The following is a 15,030-nucleotide window of genomic DNA, read 5'->3' as shown; positions in this document are numbered from 1 at the left end:
TCGCGGCCGGGGCCCGGTCCGACGGTCGCGGCCGGGGCCGGGGCCGGGGCCGTCAGCCGGCGGTGACCGCCGCGACGAACTCCGCCACGCGCTCCTGCGGGAGGGTCCGGGCGATGTCGGCCTCGCTGATCATGCCGACGAGCTTGTGGTCGGGGTGGTTGATGACGGGCAGGCGGCGCACCTGCTGAGTCTCCATCACTTCGAGCACCAGGTCGGCGTCCTCGTCCTCCTCGATGACCGTCGGCCGGCCGGCGGCGAGTTCGAGGCACTGGACGGTGCTGGGGTCGCGTCCGTCGGCGACGCACTTGAGCACGATGTCCCGGTCGGTGACGATGCCCAGCAGTTTCTGGTCGTCGCCGCAGATCGGCAGGGCGCCGACGTGGCGTTCGCGCATGATCCGGGCGGCGTCGGCGAGGGTCTGCTCGCCGGTGACGCACTCCGCTCCGGGGTGCATGATCTCTTTGGCGGTGGTCATGGCGGGACCTCCCGAGCCGGTTGAGTCCACTGGTCGTCTTCGTCCACGGGCCTCTTCCATGCTGGCCCGTGCGGCGGGACGCCCGCCACCGCTGGCCGCACCGGTCGCCTCCCCGCCACTGCGGCCACCCGGCCGGTCACGCGGCGTGTCGTGGGGCGACGTCCAACGGGCGGGTCGGGAGGCCCACTTCGGCGGCCGCGGCGACCTGGGGGAGCTCCAGCTGTTCGACGTCCGGGGAGTCCTCCGCGCCCTCCTCGGTCTCGGCGAGCTGCGCCGCGACCTCGGTGGCCTCGACGGCCTGCGCGGCGTTGCGTTCGGTGGAGCTCTCCAGGAAGCGCAGCAGTTCCACCGGGAACGGCAGCACCAGCGTGGAGTTCTTCTCCGCGGCGACCTCCACCACGGTCTGCAGCAGCCGCAGTTGCAGTGCGGCCGGCGTCGCGGCCATCACCTTCGCGGCCTCCGACAGCCGCGCGGACGCCTGGAACTCTCCGTCGGCGGTGATGATCCGGGCCCGCCGCTCCCGGTCCGCCTCGGCCTGCCGGGCCATCGAGCGCTTCATCGACTCGGGCAGCGCCACGTCCTTGATCTCGACCCGGTCGATCTGGATGCCCCAGCCGAGCGCTGGACTGTCCAGCATCAGTTCCAGGCCCTGGTTGATCGGCTCGCGGTTGGCCAGCAGGTCGTCCAGTTCGCTCTTGCCGATGATCGAGCGCAGTGAGGTCTGGGCGACCTGCGACATGGCGAACGAGTAGTCCTGCACGTTGACGATCGCCTTCACCGGGTCGATCACCTTGAAGTACACCACCGCGTCGACCCGGACGGTCACGTTGTCGCGGGTGATGCCTTCCTGTGCGGGGATCGGCATCGTGATGATCTGCACGTTCACCCGGCGCAGCCGGTCGGCGATCGGCACGATCCGTACCAGGCCGGGTGCCCTGATCTCGTCCAGCACCCGGCCGAACCTGAACACCACCCCGAGTTGGTACTGCTGCACCATGCGCACGCTCAATCCGGCGTACACCGCCAGCACCAGCAGCAGCACGATCACCACGTCGACCACGATCATCGCCGTCACCTCGCCCCGTACGGCACGCAGACCTGTACCTCCACGCTACTCCGCCGCCGGGCACGGCCGCCGTCCCGACCGGAAAGCGTTTTCCCACCGCCTCCCGCCGGCGGTCCGCCGCTCCTGCGCGTCGCGCCCGTAGGATCGGGGCCATGGATCTGCCCGCCGCGGAACAGCCCTCCGAACTGGTCGAACACGTGCACGGCCTGGCCGAGCTGGACGAGTTGGTGGTCGGCTGCCGGGCCTGCCCGCGGCTCGTGGAGTGGCGCGAGGAGGCGGCCCGGGTCAAGCGCCGGGCGTTCCAGGGCCAGGACTACTGGGCGCGGCCGATCCCGGGCTTCGGTCCGACGGACGCCCGGCTGGTGCTGGTCGGGCTCGCTCCGGCCGCGCACGGCGGGAACCGCACCGGCCGGATCTTCACCGGCGACCCGTCCGGCGACCTGCTGTACGCCTCGCTCCACCGGCTCGGCCTGGCCTCCCAGCCCCACTCCACCTGGCGCGACGACGGCCTGGAGCTGTACGGCGTCCGCATCACCGACCCGGTGCGCTGCGCCCCGCCGGAGAACAAGCCGACCAACGCGGAGCGCGACACCTGCCGCCCGTGGATCGTCCGGGAGTTCGGTTACCTGCGCCCGACCGTCCGCGCCGTCGTCGCCCTCGGCGGCTTCGCGTGGCAGGCCGTCCTCCCGGCCCTCTCCGCGGCCGGCTGGCAAGTGCCGCGCCCCCGCCCGGTGTTCGGCCACGGCGCCCACGCCGTCCTCCCCGCCGCCGACGCCGGTGCTCCGCTCCACCTGTACGGCTGCTTCCACGTCAGCCCCCGCAACACCTACACCGGCCGCCTCACCCCCGCGATGGTCGACGACCTCCTGCGCACCGCCGCCACCACCGCCGGTCTGACCCCGTCCTGACGGCCCGTCGGCCCGCCGCGCGACTGCCCCGGTGGGCAGCCGGGATCACCGGACCGGAGCCGCGCGGCAGCACCCTGACGGCCCGTCAGCCGCCGTCCGCCTGCGCGCCGCCGCTGGGCGAAAGGCGGGCGGCGAAGATCGTGCACAGCCAGGGGGTGGCGGCCGCGAACGCCGCAAGTGGCCAGCCGAGCCAAGGCGTCGGCAGGGCCAGCCCGACGTAGCCCGCGGCGGCGGCGCCGAGTGCGAGCAGCGCGAGCGAGGGCAGGTGGACGTCCGGGCGGTAGCGGCGCCAGGCGTGGATCCGCTCCCGGGCGCCGATCGCCACGATCGGAGCGAACAGCAGGCAGACCGCCCCGAGGCCCAGGATCCAGATCAGCCCGAGCCCGTCCACCGTCATCTCCCGCTCCGCGCGAACGCCCAACTCCGGTGCGGTGGGCGCGAATCGGACGGTCAGCTGCTGGCCGACCCGCGGTTCGCCGCGCGTCTCCACCTGCGCGGTGACGGTGCGCGGCCCGCTCTCGTACGGCACTTGGAGGTCGACGGTGGTGCGGGTGACGCGGTGGCGGTTGACCCGGCCGAGGGTCTCGGATTCGGAGCGGACCGCGACGACCGGTATCTGCCGTTCGACCCCGCCGGCCTGCGCGATCCGGCGGAGCTGCCGCCCGTCGGCCTGGTCCGGCCCGTTGGCCTGGGCGAGCGCCGCGACGGAGGCGAGCACCATGCCCACCCCGATCAGCGCGGCCAGCAGCCAGGACGGCCGCCCCACCGCGAAGTCCTTGCGCAGCGGCGCCCGCCGCCGGTCGAGCACCGCGGCCGCCAGCCAGGCCGACGCGCACAGCACCGCGACGGCACCCGGCAGCACCCGTTCGACCGTCCCGGCCGCCTGCCCGGAGGGCAGCAGCGCCACCGCCGCCCCGTGCCCGGCCGCGAGCACACCGCTCAGCACGGCCGCCCACCCCGTCACCCGGGTCCATCCGCGTGCCATCGACCCTCCCCCGTCTTCGTGTCGCCGTGCACTGAACCACGCCCGCTCACCATGATCAAGTGCCGATGCTGCGGACACGTACCGTCGGACCCTTGATCGGGCGGCGCCCGGTCACCAGAATGCGGAGCACCCGGGACATCCGGGGACGGGGCAGCCAGGGGAGGCACGGTGCGGCTGGGTACGGTGGCGCTGACCGGCGCGGCGGGGCGGATCGGCTCCGTGGTGCGCACGGCACTTCGGGGCGAGGCGGAGCGGCTGGTCCTGCTCGACCGGGTGCCGCTGCGGCCCGAGGCCGACGGCGAGGAGGTCCGCACCGTCGACCTTCGCGACGCCTCCGCCGTCCAGGAGTCGCTGGCCGGCGCGGACCGGGTGCTGCACCTGGGCGGCATTCCCGACGAGGCGTCACTCCCCGACCTGCTGGAGGTCAACGTCCTCGGCACCCACCACGTCCTGGAGGCGGCCCGCCGCACCGGCATTCCGCGGGTCGTGCTGGCCGGCAGCAACCGCGTGACGGGCTTCCACCCGGCCGGGCGCCTCACCGGACCGCAGGACCCGGTCCGCCCGGACGGGCTGTACGGCGTGAGCAAGGCGGCCGTCGAGGCACTCGGCCGGCTCTACGCCGACAAGTTCGGCCTGTCCGTCGTCTGCCTGCGGATCGGCAGCTTCGAGCCCGCACCCACCGAACCCCGGCACCTCTCCACCTGGCTCAGCCCCCGCGACGCCGTCGGCTTCGTCCGGGCCGCGCTGACCGCCCCGCCGAGCGTCCGCTTCGCCACCGCGTACGCCGTCTCCGCCAACACCCGCCGCTTCTGGGAACTCCCGGACCCGTCCGTCCTGGACTACACCCCCGTCGACGACGCCGAAGCCCACGCCGCCGCGATCCCGGGCGCCGACACCCCCACCGACCCCGCCGCCCCGCAGGCCGGCCCGTACGCCCTCCCCGAATTCACCCTCCCCCACCTCCACCCCTGACGGGCACCCACCTGACAGGCCGTCACCGCATCCGCTTCACCCGGCGCCCCGCCCGCTTCCCCACCCCCGGCAACAACTCCCGCGCGAACCCCGCCTCCCCCACCTCCCGCCCGAACAACACCCCGTACCCGAACCCCCCGTCCGAAAGCCCCCGCACCGCCTCCCGCGCCACCACCGCGTCCTGGTGCCGGCCGAGGACGTCCTGCAGCGCCTTCATCCGGCGGGTGAAGCTGCGGGCGGCGCGGCCGGCGGTCTCGCCGGCGTAGCGGGCGCGCTTCGCGGCCTTGCGCGCGTCGTGCAGGGCGTGTTCGCGGGCCGTGCCCTCGGGGGCGCTCTCGGCGGCGGCAAGCCGTTCGACGGTGCGCCGGTGTTCGTGGCGGAGGGTGCGGGTGAGTTCCCGGCCGGCGGGCTTGGCCGCGCGGGCGCTGAGCGGCGGGTCGGTGGCGAGCGCGTCGAGTGCGGCGAGCAGGGCGCGGAAGCGTCGGCTGTCGAGTGCGGCGATGACGCCGGCGCGGGCCTCGCGGGCCTCGCGGGCGTGCCAGGTGGCGAGTTCGGCGAGGACGCGTTCGCGGTCGCCCCCGGCCGGGAGGTCGCGGGCGTGGTCCTGCAGGCGTTCGCCGAGCACTTCGGCGTCGCGGGCGCGGCCGAGGATCCGGCCGAGCAGGCGCAGTTCGTCCTCCAGGCCGGTGTGGTCGCCGGCCAGGTGGCGGCGGTGGGTGCGCAGGACGCTGCGCAGGCGGCGGGCGGCGATGCGCATCTGGTGGACGGCGTCGGGCCGGTCGGCGCGGACGTCGGGTTCGAGGTCGGCGAGCCTCGTGGTCAGGGTGCGCAGGCGTGCGGTGAGGACGTCCCCCGTGCTGCCGTCGATCCGGTGTGCCACGTTCGCCACGTCCTTCCGTGCTGTCCAGGGTAGGCCGACGCCGGGGGCTCCGGGCGGAGCGCCGCGCCGTCCGGGCGGGCGACGGTCCGTCAGGTGCCTGCGCACACTTCCCCGCCCCTTCCACTTGAACGCGTTCAGTTTTCCTGCCAGGCTGGGCCGGGACCCCGGACGGAACGAGGACGGCCATGACGAGCACGCTGCTGATGCCCCGCGGGTACCACCGCCGGACGACCGCCGTCCCGTCCGCGACCGCAGCGGGCAGCACCGCGCCCACCCGGATCCTCGACCTGACGCACCCTCGGGTCCGCGCCGCCGTCGCAGCACTCGGCGCGCCGCCGTCCACCGGCCCGACCCAGCAGATGCCGGGAACCGGCCCGACCGAGCAGACCCCTCCGACCGTCGCGGCCCTGCGCCGGGCGCACCGCTGGATCGCCGGCGCGGTCCGGCCGGTGTACTCGGTCGACGAGGGCCGCCCGGTGTCGGAGGTGCTGCGGACCGGCCGGGGCTCGTGCAGTCAGCGGATGGCCGTCCTGGAGGCGGTGGCGCGCAGCTGGGGCGTGCCGACCCGGGTGCGGGGCCTGGTCGTGGACGGCCGGTTCTGGTATCCGCGCTTCCCCCGGCTGCGTGCGGTGGTGCCCGCCGAAGTGGTGCTCGCCTGGCCGGAGTTCCGCCTCCCGGAGCGGACTCCGGACGACGGTCCGTGGCTGCCGGTCTCGGCCCTGTTCGCGGACGGCCGGACGGCCGCCCGCACCGGCGGCCCCTTCACCAACTCCGGCCCGGAAACCCTGTTCGAGGCGCTCTCCCGGACGGCGGTCGACTGGGACGGCACCGCGTCCGCAGCCTGCCCCGGCACCGGCCCGTGCGACCTGTCGGCCCAGGTCCGCGCCGACCTCGGCCACTTCGACTCGCGTGACGCGCTCTTCGCCCGGCACGGCCAGACCCTCTGCCCGGCGGCCCGCCTCCTCGCCGAACCACTGCTCTCCCGCCGCGCCGCCGGCCACTGACCCGCCGTCGACCGCCCGCCGCCCGGGCCCCACGCGCCCGACCACCGATCCCACGCGCCCGACCGCAGGCATCCGACCACGGGCACCCGGACCGTCCCGGTCAGCCCTGCCGGGCCGGCCCCGCGAGGCTGTCGAGGTGGCGCCGGAGCACGGCGCGAATCTCGTCCGGGCCGACCAGGAGCGGGTGTTGGACGGCCTGCAGGGTGAGGCCGTCGAGGAGGGCGGAGAGGCGGCGGGTCTCCACGGCGAGGTCGAGGCCGGGGGCGAGCGCGCCGCTGCGGTCGGCCTCGATCAGGACGCGGTGGACGAGGTCGTCCAGGCCGGCCTGCATCCGGGCGAGCCGCTCGCGCAGTTCGGGCCGGGCCCGGGCGGCGCTGACGAAGGACAGCCAGACGGCGGACTCGGTCCTCCGCTCGGGGTCCAACGGGAGTGTCTCGGCGAGGAGTTGGACGGTCCGCTCGCGCCGGTCGCCGGTCGCGGCGGGGTCCAGCAGGATTGCCGCGTGGGTGCGGATCCGGGCTTCGATGCGGCGGGCCAGCTCCCCCACCGCAAAGATCATCAGCTCCGAGCTGCCCGCGAAGTAGTGCCGCACCGAGCCGATCGCGAGACCGGCCTCGTCGGCGACGTTGCGCAGCGAGGCGTGTTCGAGTCCTTCTCGGGCCGCGACGCGCAGCACGGCGTCCGCGACGGCCTGGCGGCGCTCTGCGGGATCCACGATCTTCGGCATGTTGCCGTTATAGCACGGGTGGGCTAAATTCTTTTTTGGCACAGTCGAGCTAAAAAGATTCGGGGGGAACCGACGATGCGCGGATGGCTGGGAGCGGTCCTGATCGCGGCGCTGGTGGTCGCGGTGGTGGTGCGCCGCCTGCGCGGCGAACCGCTCAACCTGCGGGACCTGTTCGGGCCGGCGGTGGTCCTCACCGCACTCGGCGCGTGGACGCTCTGGAAGCGCGACGGCCTCGGCCCGGGCGACGCCGCGTGGATCGCCGCGGGCACGGCGCTCGGGTTCGCGACCGGGGCGCTGCGCGGTGCGACCGTCCGGGTCGAGCCGCGGGACGGCGTGCTCTGGCAGCGCTACACCGCCTGGACGTTCCTGGTCGCCCTGCTGTCACTGGCGCTGATGGCGGGGTTCTCGGTGCTCGCGGAGCACGCGGGGCTGCCGTCGGACGCCCGGCCACTGCAACTGTCCATCGGGATCGGGTTCCTGGGCGAGGCCCTGGTGGTCGGTTGGCGCGGCGTCACCTCCGGCGTGCCGTTCGCGCCGGAGCGCCGGGGCGGGTCCGCGCTGCTCGGTCCCGACCGGTTCCGCCGGTAGCACACGCCGGGCGACCGGGCCGCCGTTGGCCGGGCCGCCGCGGCGCGGCACGCGAGGTGCCGTCAACCCGGGCAGCCTGGAGCCACCCCGCGAATCCTCGTTCGCACTCCCCCGCCGCGCCCGGACGGCGCGCCCGGACGGTGCGCGGCGGGCCGCGCGTCTCGGCCGGAGTCCGATCCGCGCTGCCTACCGTGGAGGAATGCCGCAGTCGCCGCCGCCTCCGACCTACTCCGCCGCCGTCGCACCGGGCGCCCTGCCACTGGTCGGGCACGGGCTCCGGCTGCTGCGCGGGTCGGCGGGGTTCCTGTCCTCGCTGCACGCGCACGGCGACCTGGTGGCGGTGCGCCTCGGCCCGACGACCGCTCAGGTGCCCTGCCATCCGGACCTGTTGAACCGGGTGCTGGCCGACGACCGACTGTTCGACAAGGGCGGGGCGTTCTACGAGCGGGCCCGGGACGTCATGGGCAACGGCCTGGTCACCTGCCCGCACCGGGACCACCGCCGCCGGCGCCGACTGGTCCGGTCCGCGTTCCGGCGCTCGCAGGTGGAGCGGTTCGCGGACGCCGTGCGGGCCGAGACCGCGTCCGTCACGGCCGCCTGGCGGCCGGGCGACGTGATCGACGCCTTCCCGGTCTGCTACGGCCTCGCGCTGCGCGTCCTGGGCCGGACGCTGTACTCGACGGCGATCGACGCGGAGCCGGCGCGCAGCGTGGAGCAGTCCTTCGACACCGTGCTGAACGGCCTGTTCCGGCAGATGCTCCTGCCGGGGCCGGTGCGCCGCCTGCCGCTGCCGTCCCACCTGCGCTACCGCCGGGCGCTGGCCCACCTGCACGACGCCGTCCGGCAGTTGGTCGCCGACCACCGGACCGCCGCACCGACCGACCACGCCGACGGCACCGACCGCGGCGACCGCACCGCCGGCACCGACGGCACAGCCCGCTCCGGGCCGGACCTGCTGTCCGCGCTGCTCGCGGCGCGCGACGAGGACGGGGCGCGGCTCACCGACGCAGAGGTGCACGACCAGGTGATCACCCTGCTGGCGGCCGGCACGGAGACCGTCGCCGCCACCCTCACCTGGGCGCTGTGGCGGATCTCCCACCATCCGGCGGCCGCCGAGCAGGTGCGGGCCGAGCTGGCGGAGGTGCTGGCGGACGGGCGCGCCCCGGGGTGGCAGGACCTGCCGAGGCTGGGCGCCGTCGACCGGGTGGTGTCGGAGACGCTGCGCCTGCACCCGCCGGGCTGGCTGTTCACCCGGGTGACGACCGCGCCGACCGAGCTCGCGGGCCGCCCGCTGCGGGCGGGCAGCACGCTGGTGGTCTCCCCGGCGGCGGTGTCCCGGCACCCGGCCGCGTTCCGGGCGCCCGCCCAGTTCGATCCGGACCGTTGGCGGCCCGAACGGGTCACCCCGGCGGCCCGGCTGGCGTTCCTGCCGTTCGGGACGGGGACCCGCAAGTGCGTCGGCGACCTGTTCGCCCGCACCGAGTGCGTCCTCGTCCTGGCCGCCCTGCTGTCCCGCCGGCGCCTCGTCCCGGAGCCGGGAGCCGACCTGCGGCCGGTCCCGCTCGCCACCGTCCTGCGCCCGCGCCGCCTCCGCCTGCGGGTCGCCGCGCTCTGACCGTCCGCCTGCGCCGAGGCGCCGTCACGCCGCCCGGTGCCCCGCCGCGCCGGGCCGCCGGATCCGGGCCGTTCCGGCGGCGAGGTCGATGCCGGTGCGCGGGGGTGCGCCGTCGTGCTCGTCGTCGCGGAGCACGAGTTCGATCCGGCGCTGTTCCAGCTGCAGCCGCTTGCCCGCGTACAGCAGGGCGTGCAGTTCCTCTCCGGCCTGCGCACCGACGCCCCGCGCGGCGCCGGCCGGTCCGGATCCTCGCGCGGCGCCGGCCGGTCCGGGTCCGCGGGGCAGGGCCCGCCGGGCCGCCGAGGCCGCGAACCCCAGCAGCACCAGCGCCGCGGGGAACACCAGGCTGCCCATGACCGCCACCACTGCCACCATGACGGGCTCAACGCCCGGCGGTGCGACGGGAGTTCCCCGGGCGGGAGGCCGTCGCCTCGAGTTCGGCGCAGGCCCGCACCACCTCGGCCCGGCCCTGGCGGGTGGTGCCGGTCAGGGCGCCCAGCACGCGCCGGGTGCGTTCCTGTTCGAGCCGGATCGCGGTGCGGTGGCGGATCCATGCGCGGGCGACGGTCGCCGCCGCACTCGCCGCGCCGAGTACGGTCAGCACCACCGGATCACCGGTGTCGAACACTCCCATGGTCGGTCTCCCCGCTCGTGAGTCGATGGCCGGACGGCCGGATTCCAGACTCTTGCGGGGCGTCAATTTCCCACTAGGCTACGGAAACTCGGGGAAATCCGGGGTCGGCGACCGAGTGGGGAGGACATGCCAGCGGGGCGTCCGCCGAAGGACGAGCAGGTGCAGTACCCGGAGTTGCTGGAGCTGGCGTCCTGGTTCCGGCAGGCGCTGGTGAGCGCCGGATACGGCACCCCGAACGCGTTCGTCCGGACCGGCTTCGCCGGGAAGGCGGCGGTGTACGGCGTGCACAACGCGTCGCGGCTGCTGACCCTGGAGTTCACCAAGGCGCTCGCCACGGCGCTCGGCCGGGATCCGGCCGAGGTGGTGCCGATCTGGACCCGGGCGAAGGACGCCCGGGACCGGGCCACCGCCGCCGAGCAGCAGTCCTCCCGTCCGCGCCTGACGTCCTGGTCGGAACTCCCGCTGCCGGCACTGGCGTTGCGCAACCTGCTGGAGGCGCAGTCCCGTTCGGCCGACCGGCTGCCGTACGACGTGCTGGACGTCAAGGAGCCGCCGCTGTCCGCGATCTACGTGCGGCAGCAGATGCGGGCGGCGGTGGCGCCGTCCCGGGAGGCCGCGGGTCCCGAGGCGCACGGCACGCCCGCGGCCGGGTCGGAGAGCTCGTACCCGCACGCCTCCTCGACGGAGCGGGACACCGTGCTGCCGCTGAGCGAGATCTTCGAGCGGCCGGGGCACCTGCTCGTCACGGGCGGGCCGGGTTCCGGGAAGTCCACTCTGACGAACCATCTGACCTGGCTGCTGTCCCGGGTCTGGCTCCGGCAGGAGAGCACCCTGGCCGCTCCGGCCACCGAGCCGCTGGTGCCGCTGCGGATCGCCGCCCGCGCCCTGGTGGAGCACTCCGGGTCGTGGAGCGCCGCGCTGTGCCACGCGGCGAAGGACAGCATGGGCCACAGCCTGGTCGCCGAGGCCGACCCGGGGCTGTTCACCGGCCGGGTGCAGGGCGCGCAGTGGCTGGTGCTGGTCGACGGGCTCGACGAGATCACCGACCGGCAGGCCCGGGCGCAGCTGATCCGGGTGCTCGCGCAGCACGCCCGGTCCGACGGGGCGTACCGCTTCCTGGTGACGACCCGTCCGCTGCCGGAGATCGAGCTGACCCCGCTGCGCGGCGCCGCGTTCAGCTCGTACCGGATGGAGCCGTTCAGCCGGGCGGAGCTGCGCAACTTCGCCACCCAGTGGTTCCGCGCGCAGGACCGGGGCCCGGCGGAGACGGAGGCCGCGGCGTCGCGGTTCCTGCGGGAGACCGAGGACGGGCGGCTGAGCGAGCTGGTGCAGAACCCGCTGCTGGCGACCCTCGCGGCGGTCAGTGCGACGATCGACCCGCACCGTCCGCTGCCGGCGAACCGGTTGAGTCTCTATCAGCTGTTCCACGACCACCTGATGAGCCGCGGCGCGGGCCGGGACGGGCGGGACGGCGAGCTGGCCGGCTGGGTCCGGCAGGTCCGCGAGCAGCTGGTCGGTGCGCTGGCCCGGCACCGGATCGAGAGCGACGGCTCCCTGGAGGCGGCGGCCCGCCGGTGGGTGCAGGAGCACCGGCCGCCGGAGATGGCGCTGACGGGGCGTTGGGAGGCGGAGCTGCGGCACCTGCTGCTCGGCACCGCGCTGCTCGTCCCGCAGGGCGACGACCTGCGCTTCCTGCACCACTCGTTCGCCGAGTTCCTGGCCGCCCGGTCCTACGCGGCCGAAATTCCGCCGGATTTCCCGGGGTTGGACAGCTGGGCGGGAAAGGGCGTGGGCGAGGCCGAGCACACCCTGGCCCTGTTCACGTTCTGCCTGTGGGCGGAACGGCCGGACTGCGACGCCGACCTGATCGTCGATCACCTGCTGCGCCGGACGGTCTTCGACACGGACCCGGTGAACCTGGCGGGTCTGCTGGTCGCCGAGGGCGTGCGGGTGTCCGAGCAGAAGTGGGCTCGGATCCTGGAGCGGCTCCAGGCGAGCGTCCGCAACCAGGAGGACGAGTCGGCCCTGCGGGAGGCGTTCGCCACGCTGTCCGCGCTGGCGGACCGGCCGGGGACGGCCGACCGGTTGCGCGCCCTGGCGGCGAGCCGGGTCCTGACGGCGACCCAACGCCTGGGAGCCCTGGAGGCGTTGAGCCGGGTGTGCGCGCCGTCCGAGGCGGAGGCGCTGCTCGCGGACGTCCTGCCCGGGGCCTACGGGGAGCTGCCGGACGCGGCCCGGATCTCGCTGTCCCTCGGGCTGCCCGCCCGGCAGGCGGTGCTGGCGCGCACCCGCTCCGTCCGGGAAGGGCCGCGGGCCGACACCTGGGAGACGGCGATCGCCGCCGAGGCCCTGGAGGTGCTCGGCGAGGCCGACCGGGTCCGGGAGTTGGCCCGGGAGGTGCTGGCCGACCCGTCGGCCCGCTCGGGTGACCTGCAACGGGCGGCCCGGGCCTGGCTCAAGTCCTCCCAGGGCCGTTGCGCGGACGAGGTGGCGGTCGCGGCCCTGAACCGGCCGGTGTTCGACTGCAACGGCCGCGATGTGCTGGCGCGGACCCTGGAGGAGTCCGGGGAGCCGGCCGCGGCCGCCCGGGTCGCCGAGCACATGCTGCGCTCCGAGCGGATGCCGGCCCGGCAGCTGCGGAACGCGGCGGACATCTGGGCCCGGGTGCACGGCAGGGAGCGGCCCGAGCCGGTGGTCGATGCGTTGAAGAACGCCACCCCGGCGGCCGGTCAGCCGCCGTACCTCGCGGCCTGGCTCACCCGGGCGGCGGCCGAGGCCGGCGAGACCCGGTTGGCCGTGGAGTGGGCCCGGCAGGTGCTGTCCACGCCGAATCGGCCCACGTCGGAGACCTCGCTCGTGGTGGCGGCCTGGCTGGCCGCCGAGGGCAGCGCCGCCGCGCCCGCCATCATGGCGCTGCTGAACCAGGGCGAGGAGCTGACCCCGTTCGAACGTCCGCGCTGCGCACGCGAGTTGCTGGACGCGGGGGCGAGCGCCGAGGCCGCCGTCCTGGCCGCGCTCGCCCTGCGGACACCGCTGTGGGTCGAGTCGTACTACAAGGACGCCGCCGGCGTGCTGCTCAAGGCCCGCCCGGCGGAGCTCCGGCCGGTGGTGGAACAGGTCCTGGGCGAGCAGCCCGGGCCGGACGAGGACTGGGTGGCGGGCGTGCTGGCGGCGCTGGACGCGTCGACGGACTCCCTGGCCCCGCTCGCCGCGACGCTCGCGCACCGGCTGCTCGCCTCCCCGGCAGCCACCGGCCAGCAGATCTCCAGCGCGCTCGGCACCCTGGTCGAGACCGAGGGGCTGGGCTACCTGCCCACCGTGATCCGCACCGTCAAGACCCGCACCAGGCTCTCCGTCTCGGACCTCCGGACCATCGCCCGGGGGCTCGCGGGCTTCGGCCAGCGCGAGGCCGCGCTCGAATGCTGGCGGCACGCGCTGGAGATCCTCTGGCTGCCCAGCGACCAGGAGTTGGAGCTGCTCAACGACCTGCTGGCCGCCGACGCGGGCGCCGAGGCGGCGTCCTGGCTGCGCGAGATGATCGGCCGCCCCGGCCTGGACGAGCAGGAACGGCTGCGGCTGCGGCAGATGCTGGCCTGGCTCGGCCCGGCGCTCGAACTCGACGCGCGCTGATCCTCAACGTGCCGTCAGGTCGCCGAGCGCCAGCGACCGGTGGGCGAGCCACAGGTCGTGGACGGCGGTCGGCGGGCGCAGCAGGGCGCGGTCGAGCAGGGTCTCGATCCGGGTGAGGCGTTTGCGGACGGCCGACGGGGAGAGGCCCGACTCGCGTGCGGCGGGGGCGATCCGGGCGTCGTGGCGGAGCCAGCAGCGGAGGGTGTGGGCGAGTTCGGGCGGGGCGGCGTGCAGCGGGTGGAGCAGGTGGCGGGCCCAGTCGACGGCCCGGGGCTGGGACAGCAGGGCGTCGAGCGGCGGGCACCGACGGTCCGTCGGCGCGGTGTCCCAGCGCAGGGCGAGGGCGAGGGTGGCGCGGTCGGCCAGCCGGTGCGGGTCGAGGCGCAGGAGCCGGTGGAGGTGGGCGACGCGGGCGGTCAGGGTGTTGCGGTGGATGCCGAGGCGGGCGGCGGCGTCGGCGGGGTGGTGCAGCCAGGCGGCGGCGGTGGCGAGCAGGACGGGGCCGTCGGGGTCCTGGGGGCGGGCGGGGCGGTGGGTGTGCAGCGGGGCGAGGGTCGCGGCGGCCCAGTGGGCGCCGTCCGCGCCGAGGGCGTCGGCGAGGCCGCGGGGCGGGGTGTGGGTGGCGCGGCGGTCGGGGTGTCGGCGGGCGGCGGCGAGGGCGTGCAGGGCCTGGCGGTGGGCGGTGGCGGTGTCGCGCAGCGGGACGGCGTCGCTGATGCCGACGTGGCAGGTGTCGGCGACGGCGGGGTGGTGCAGCCAGGGGGCGGTCGGGCGGCTGGGGTCGGCGGGTTCGAGGACCAGGGTGCGGCGGGCGGTGCCGGGTTCGCGGCCGGCCCAGCCGACGCCGGCGGTGGACCGGTCGGCGGCTTCCCGGCGGCCGGCCGCGGGTCCTTCGACGGCGTAGATCCGTACGGTGTCGGGCAGTTCGCGGCGCAGGGTGCGGGCGAGCCGGCGGGCGACGGCGATCTGACCGTCGATCAGCAGGTGCAGGACGGCTTCGCGGGTGCCGGTGTCGGCGAGCCGGGCGCGGTGGGCCTGGCGGCGGCCGTGTTCGGCGTCCCAGGTGAGGCTGAGCACGGTGGCGGCGTCGGCGAGCAGGACGGGTAGTTCGGGCGGGGCGGGCTGTCGGGCGACGGCGGCGAGGACGGGCGGGCGGGTGCCGGGTGGACCGGGCAGGGTGACGACCAGGCAGGTGAGGGCGGACCGGCCGACGGCGGCGGAGCCGGCGGCGCGGGTGGCGGCTTCGCGGACGGCGCTGCGGGCCAGGGCGCGTTCGGCGGCGGCGACGGGGGTGGGTGGCGGGCAGGCGTCGGTGCCGGTGGGGTGGAGCAGCAGGACGCCGGCGCGGGTGCGGGCGGCGAGGCGGCGCAGGACGGCGGCGGTGCCGCCGCGGCGGCCGGCGGCCTGGAGGTCGAGCACGTCGTCGGCGCGGCGCAGGCGTTCGAGGGTCCGACCTGCCGGTGGGGACGTCTCGGGCATGTCGCTTCCCCCGCGTGACATCCGAAAGTCGATTCGTGTCCAGGCTATCCGCGCCGCGCGCCGGAGA

At 75.8% G+C, this 15,030-nt stretch carries 14 protein-coding genes; 6 read left to right on the top strand and 8 right to left on the bottom strand.

Features of this window, described 5'->3' with window-relative positions; translation table 11 throughout:
• Positions 1–52: 52 nt before the first annotated feature.
• Positions 53–475 carry a CBS domain-containing protein gene (locus ACFV1L_RS12100; RefSeq protein ID WP_380365149.1) on the bottom strand — a complete coding sequence of 141 codons (423 nt, stop codon included), beginning with the start codon at positions 473–475 and terminating at the stop codon, positions 53–55.
• Positions 476–611: 136 nt separating this feature from the next.
• Positions 612–1,541: a slipin family protein gene (locus ACFV1L_RS12095; protein ID WP_380365148.1), complete on the bottom strand. Its 930-nt coding sequence runs from the start codon at positions 1,539–1,541 to the stop codon at positions 612–614.
• A 152-nt stretch (positions 1,542–1,693) separates the two neighbouring features.
• On the opposite strand from ACFV1L_RS12095, the gene ACFV1L_RS12090 reads away from it, so the two are divergent.
• The gene (locus ACFV1L_RS12090; protein ID WP_380365147.1) at positions 1,694–2,449 is read left to right on the top strand and encodes a uracil-DNA glycosylase; all 756 of its coding nucleotides are present in this window, start codon (positions 1,694–1,696) and stop codon (positions 2,447–2,449) included.
• 85 nt (positions 2,450–2,534) lie between these two features.
• Here the strand turns inward: ACFV1L_RS12090 and ACFV1L_RS12085 are convergent, their stop codons facing one another.
• On the bottom strand, positions 2,535–3,434 hold the full coding sequence (locus ACFV1L_RS12085) for a hypothetical protein (RefSeq protein ID WP_380365146.1): 900 nt from the start codon (positions 3,432–3,434) through the stop codon (positions 2,535–2,537).
• A 168-nt stretch (positions 3,435–3,602) separates the two neighbouring features.
• Here ACFV1L_RS12085 and ACFV1L_RS12080 point away from each other — a divergent pair, with 168 nt between their 5' ends.
• Positions 3,603–4,406, top strand: a complete 804-nt coding sequence (locus ACFV1L_RS12080) for an NAD-dependent epimerase/dehydratase family protein (protein ID WP_380365145.1) — start codon at positions 3,603–3,605, stop codon at positions 4,404–4,406.
• Between the two features lie 22 nt (positions 4,407–4,428).
• On the opposite strand, the gene ACFV1L_RS12075 is transcribed toward ACFV1L_RS12080, so the two are convergent.
• The gene (locus ACFV1L_RS12075; protein ID WP_380365144.1) at positions 4,429–5,286 is read right to left on the bottom strand and encodes a CHAD domain-containing protein; all 858 of its coding nucleotides are present in this window, start codon (positions 5,284–5,286) and stop codon (positions 4,429–4,431) included.
• A gap of 185 nt (positions 5,287–5,471) precedes the next feature.
• Between ACFV1L_RS12075 and ACFV1L_RS12070 the strand changes: the two genes are divergently transcribed.
• Positions 5,472–6,290 carry a transglutaminase-like domain-containing protein gene (locus ACFV1L_RS12070; RefSeq protein WP_380365143.1) on the top strand — a complete coding sequence of 273 codons (819 nt, stop codon included), beginning with the start codon at positions 5,472–5,474 and terminating at the stop codon, positions 6,288–6,290.
• A gap of 100 nt (positions 6,291–6,390) precedes the next feature.
• Here ACFV1L_RS12070 and ACFV1L_RS12065 read toward each other — a convergent pair whose 3' ends face one another.
• Entirely contained in the window at positions 6,391–7,017 is a 627-nt protein-coding gene (locus ACFV1L_RS12065) for a TetR/AcrR family transcriptional regulator (protein WP_380365142.1), read from the bottom strand.
• A 75-nt stretch (positions 7,018–7,092) separates the two neighbouring features.
• Between ACFV1L_RS12065 and ACFV1L_RS12060 the strand changes: the two genes are divergently transcribed.
• Both ACFV1L_RS12060 and ACFV1L_RS12055 read left to right on the top strand, forming a co-directional pair.
• Positions 7,093–7,605, top strand: a complete 513-nt coding sequence (locus ACFV1L_RS12060) for a DUF1453 domain-containing protein (RefSeq protein ID WP_380365141.1) — start codon at positions 7,093–7,095, stop codon at positions 7,603–7,605.
• A gap of 199 nt (positions 7,606–7,804) precedes the next feature.
• Entirely contained in the window at positions 7,805–9,220 is a 1,416-nt protein-coding gene (locus ACFV1L_RS12055) for a cytochrome P450 (protein ID WP_380365140.1), read from the top strand.
• A 24-nt stretch (positions 9,221–9,244) separates the two neighbouring features.
• Here ACFV1L_RS12055 and ACFV1L_RS12050 read toward each other — a convergent pair whose 3' ends face one another.
• Positions 9,245–9,595, bottom strand: coding sequence for a DUF6191 domain-containing protein (locus ACFV1L_RS12050; RefSeq protein WP_380365139.1), 351 nt, complete (start codon positions 9,593–9,595; stop codon positions 9,245–9,247).
• 7 nt (positions 9,596–9,602) lie between these two features.
• Positions 9,603–9,854, bottom strand: a complete 252-nt coding sequence (locus ACFV1L_RS12045) for a hypothetical protein (protein ID WP_380365138.1) — start codon at positions 9,852–9,854, stop codon at positions 9,603–9,605.
• A 126-nt stretch (positions 9,855–9,980) separates the two neighbouring features.
• On the opposite strand from ACFV1L_RS12045, the gene ACFV1L_RS12040 reads away from it, so the two are divergent.
• Positions 9,981–13,484 carry an NACHT domain-containing protein gene (locus ACFV1L_RS12040; protein WP_380365137.1) on the top strand — a complete coding sequence of 1,168 codons (3,504 nt, stop codon included), beginning with the start codon at positions 9,981–9,983 and terminating at the stop codon, positions 13,482–13,484.
• Positions 13,485–13,487: 3 nt separating this feature from the next.
• Here ACFV1L_RS12040 and ACFV1L_RS12035 read toward each other — a convergent pair whose 3' ends face one another.
• A complete protein-coding gene (locus ACFV1L_RS12035; protein WP_380365136.1) occupies positions 13,488–14,963 on the bottom strand; it encodes a helix-turn-helix domain-containing protein in 1,476 nt (491 codons plus the stop codon).
• Between the last annotated feature and the right edge of the window lie 67 nt (positions 14,964–15,030).

The organism is Kitasatospora sp. NPDC059646 (assembly GCF_042734615.1).
GTDB lineage: Bacteria > Actinomycetota > Actinomycetes > Streptomycetales > Streptomycetaceae > Kitasatospora.
This window is presented reverse-complemented; position numbering and strand designations above follow the sequence as displayed.

Coding starts and splice junctions, on each gene's coding strand:
- ACFV1L_RS12100 (WP_380365149.1), bottom strand. CDS start 475: ATGACCACCGCCAAAGAGATCATGCACCCCGGAGCGGAGTGCGTCACC.
- ACFV1L_RS12095 (WP_380365148.1), bottom strand. CDS start 1,541: ATGATCGTGGTCGACGTGGTGATCGTGCTGCTGCTGGTGCTGGCGGTG.
- ACFV1L_RS12090 (WP_380365147.1), top strand. CDS start 1,694: ATGGATCTGCCCGCCGCGGAACAGCCCTCCGAACTGGTCGAACACGTG.
- ACFV1L_RS12085 (WP_380365146.1), bottom strand. CDS start 3,434: ATGGCACGCGGATGGACCCGGGTGACGGGGTGGGCGGCCGTGCTGAGC.
- ACFV1L_RS12070 (WP_380365143.1), top strand. CDS start 5,472: ATGACGAGCACGCTGCTGATGCCCCGCGGGTACCACCGCCGGACGACC.
- ACFV1L_RS12065 (WP_380365142.1), bottom strand. CDS start 7,017: ATGCCGAAGATCGTGGATCCCGCAGAGCGCCGCCAGGCCGTCGCGGAC.
- ACFV1L_RS12060 (WP_380365141.1), top strand. CDS start 7,093: ATGCGCGGATGGCTGGGAGCGGTCCTGATCGCGGCGCTGGTGGTCGCG.
- ACFV1L_RS12055 (WP_380365140.1), top strand. CDS start 7,805: ATGCCGCAGTCGCCGCCGCCTCCGACCTACTCCGCCGCCGTCGCACCG.
- ACFV1L_RS12050 (WP_380365139.1), bottom strand. CDS start 9,595: ATGGTGGCAGTGGTGGCGGTCATGGGCAGCCTGGTGTTCCCCGCGGCG.
- ACFV1L_RS12045 (WP_380365138.1), bottom strand. CDS start 9,854: ATGGGAGTGTTCGACACCGGTGATCCGGTGGTGCTGACCGTACTCGGC.
- ACFV1L_RS12040 (WP_380365137.1), top strand. CDS start 9,981: ATGCCAGCGGGGCGTCCGCCGAAGGACGAGCAGGTGCAGTACCCGGAG.
- ACFV1L_RS12035 (WP_380365136.1), bottom strand. CDS start 14,963: ATGCCCGAGACGTCCCCACCGGCAGGTCGGACCCTCGAACGCCTGCGC.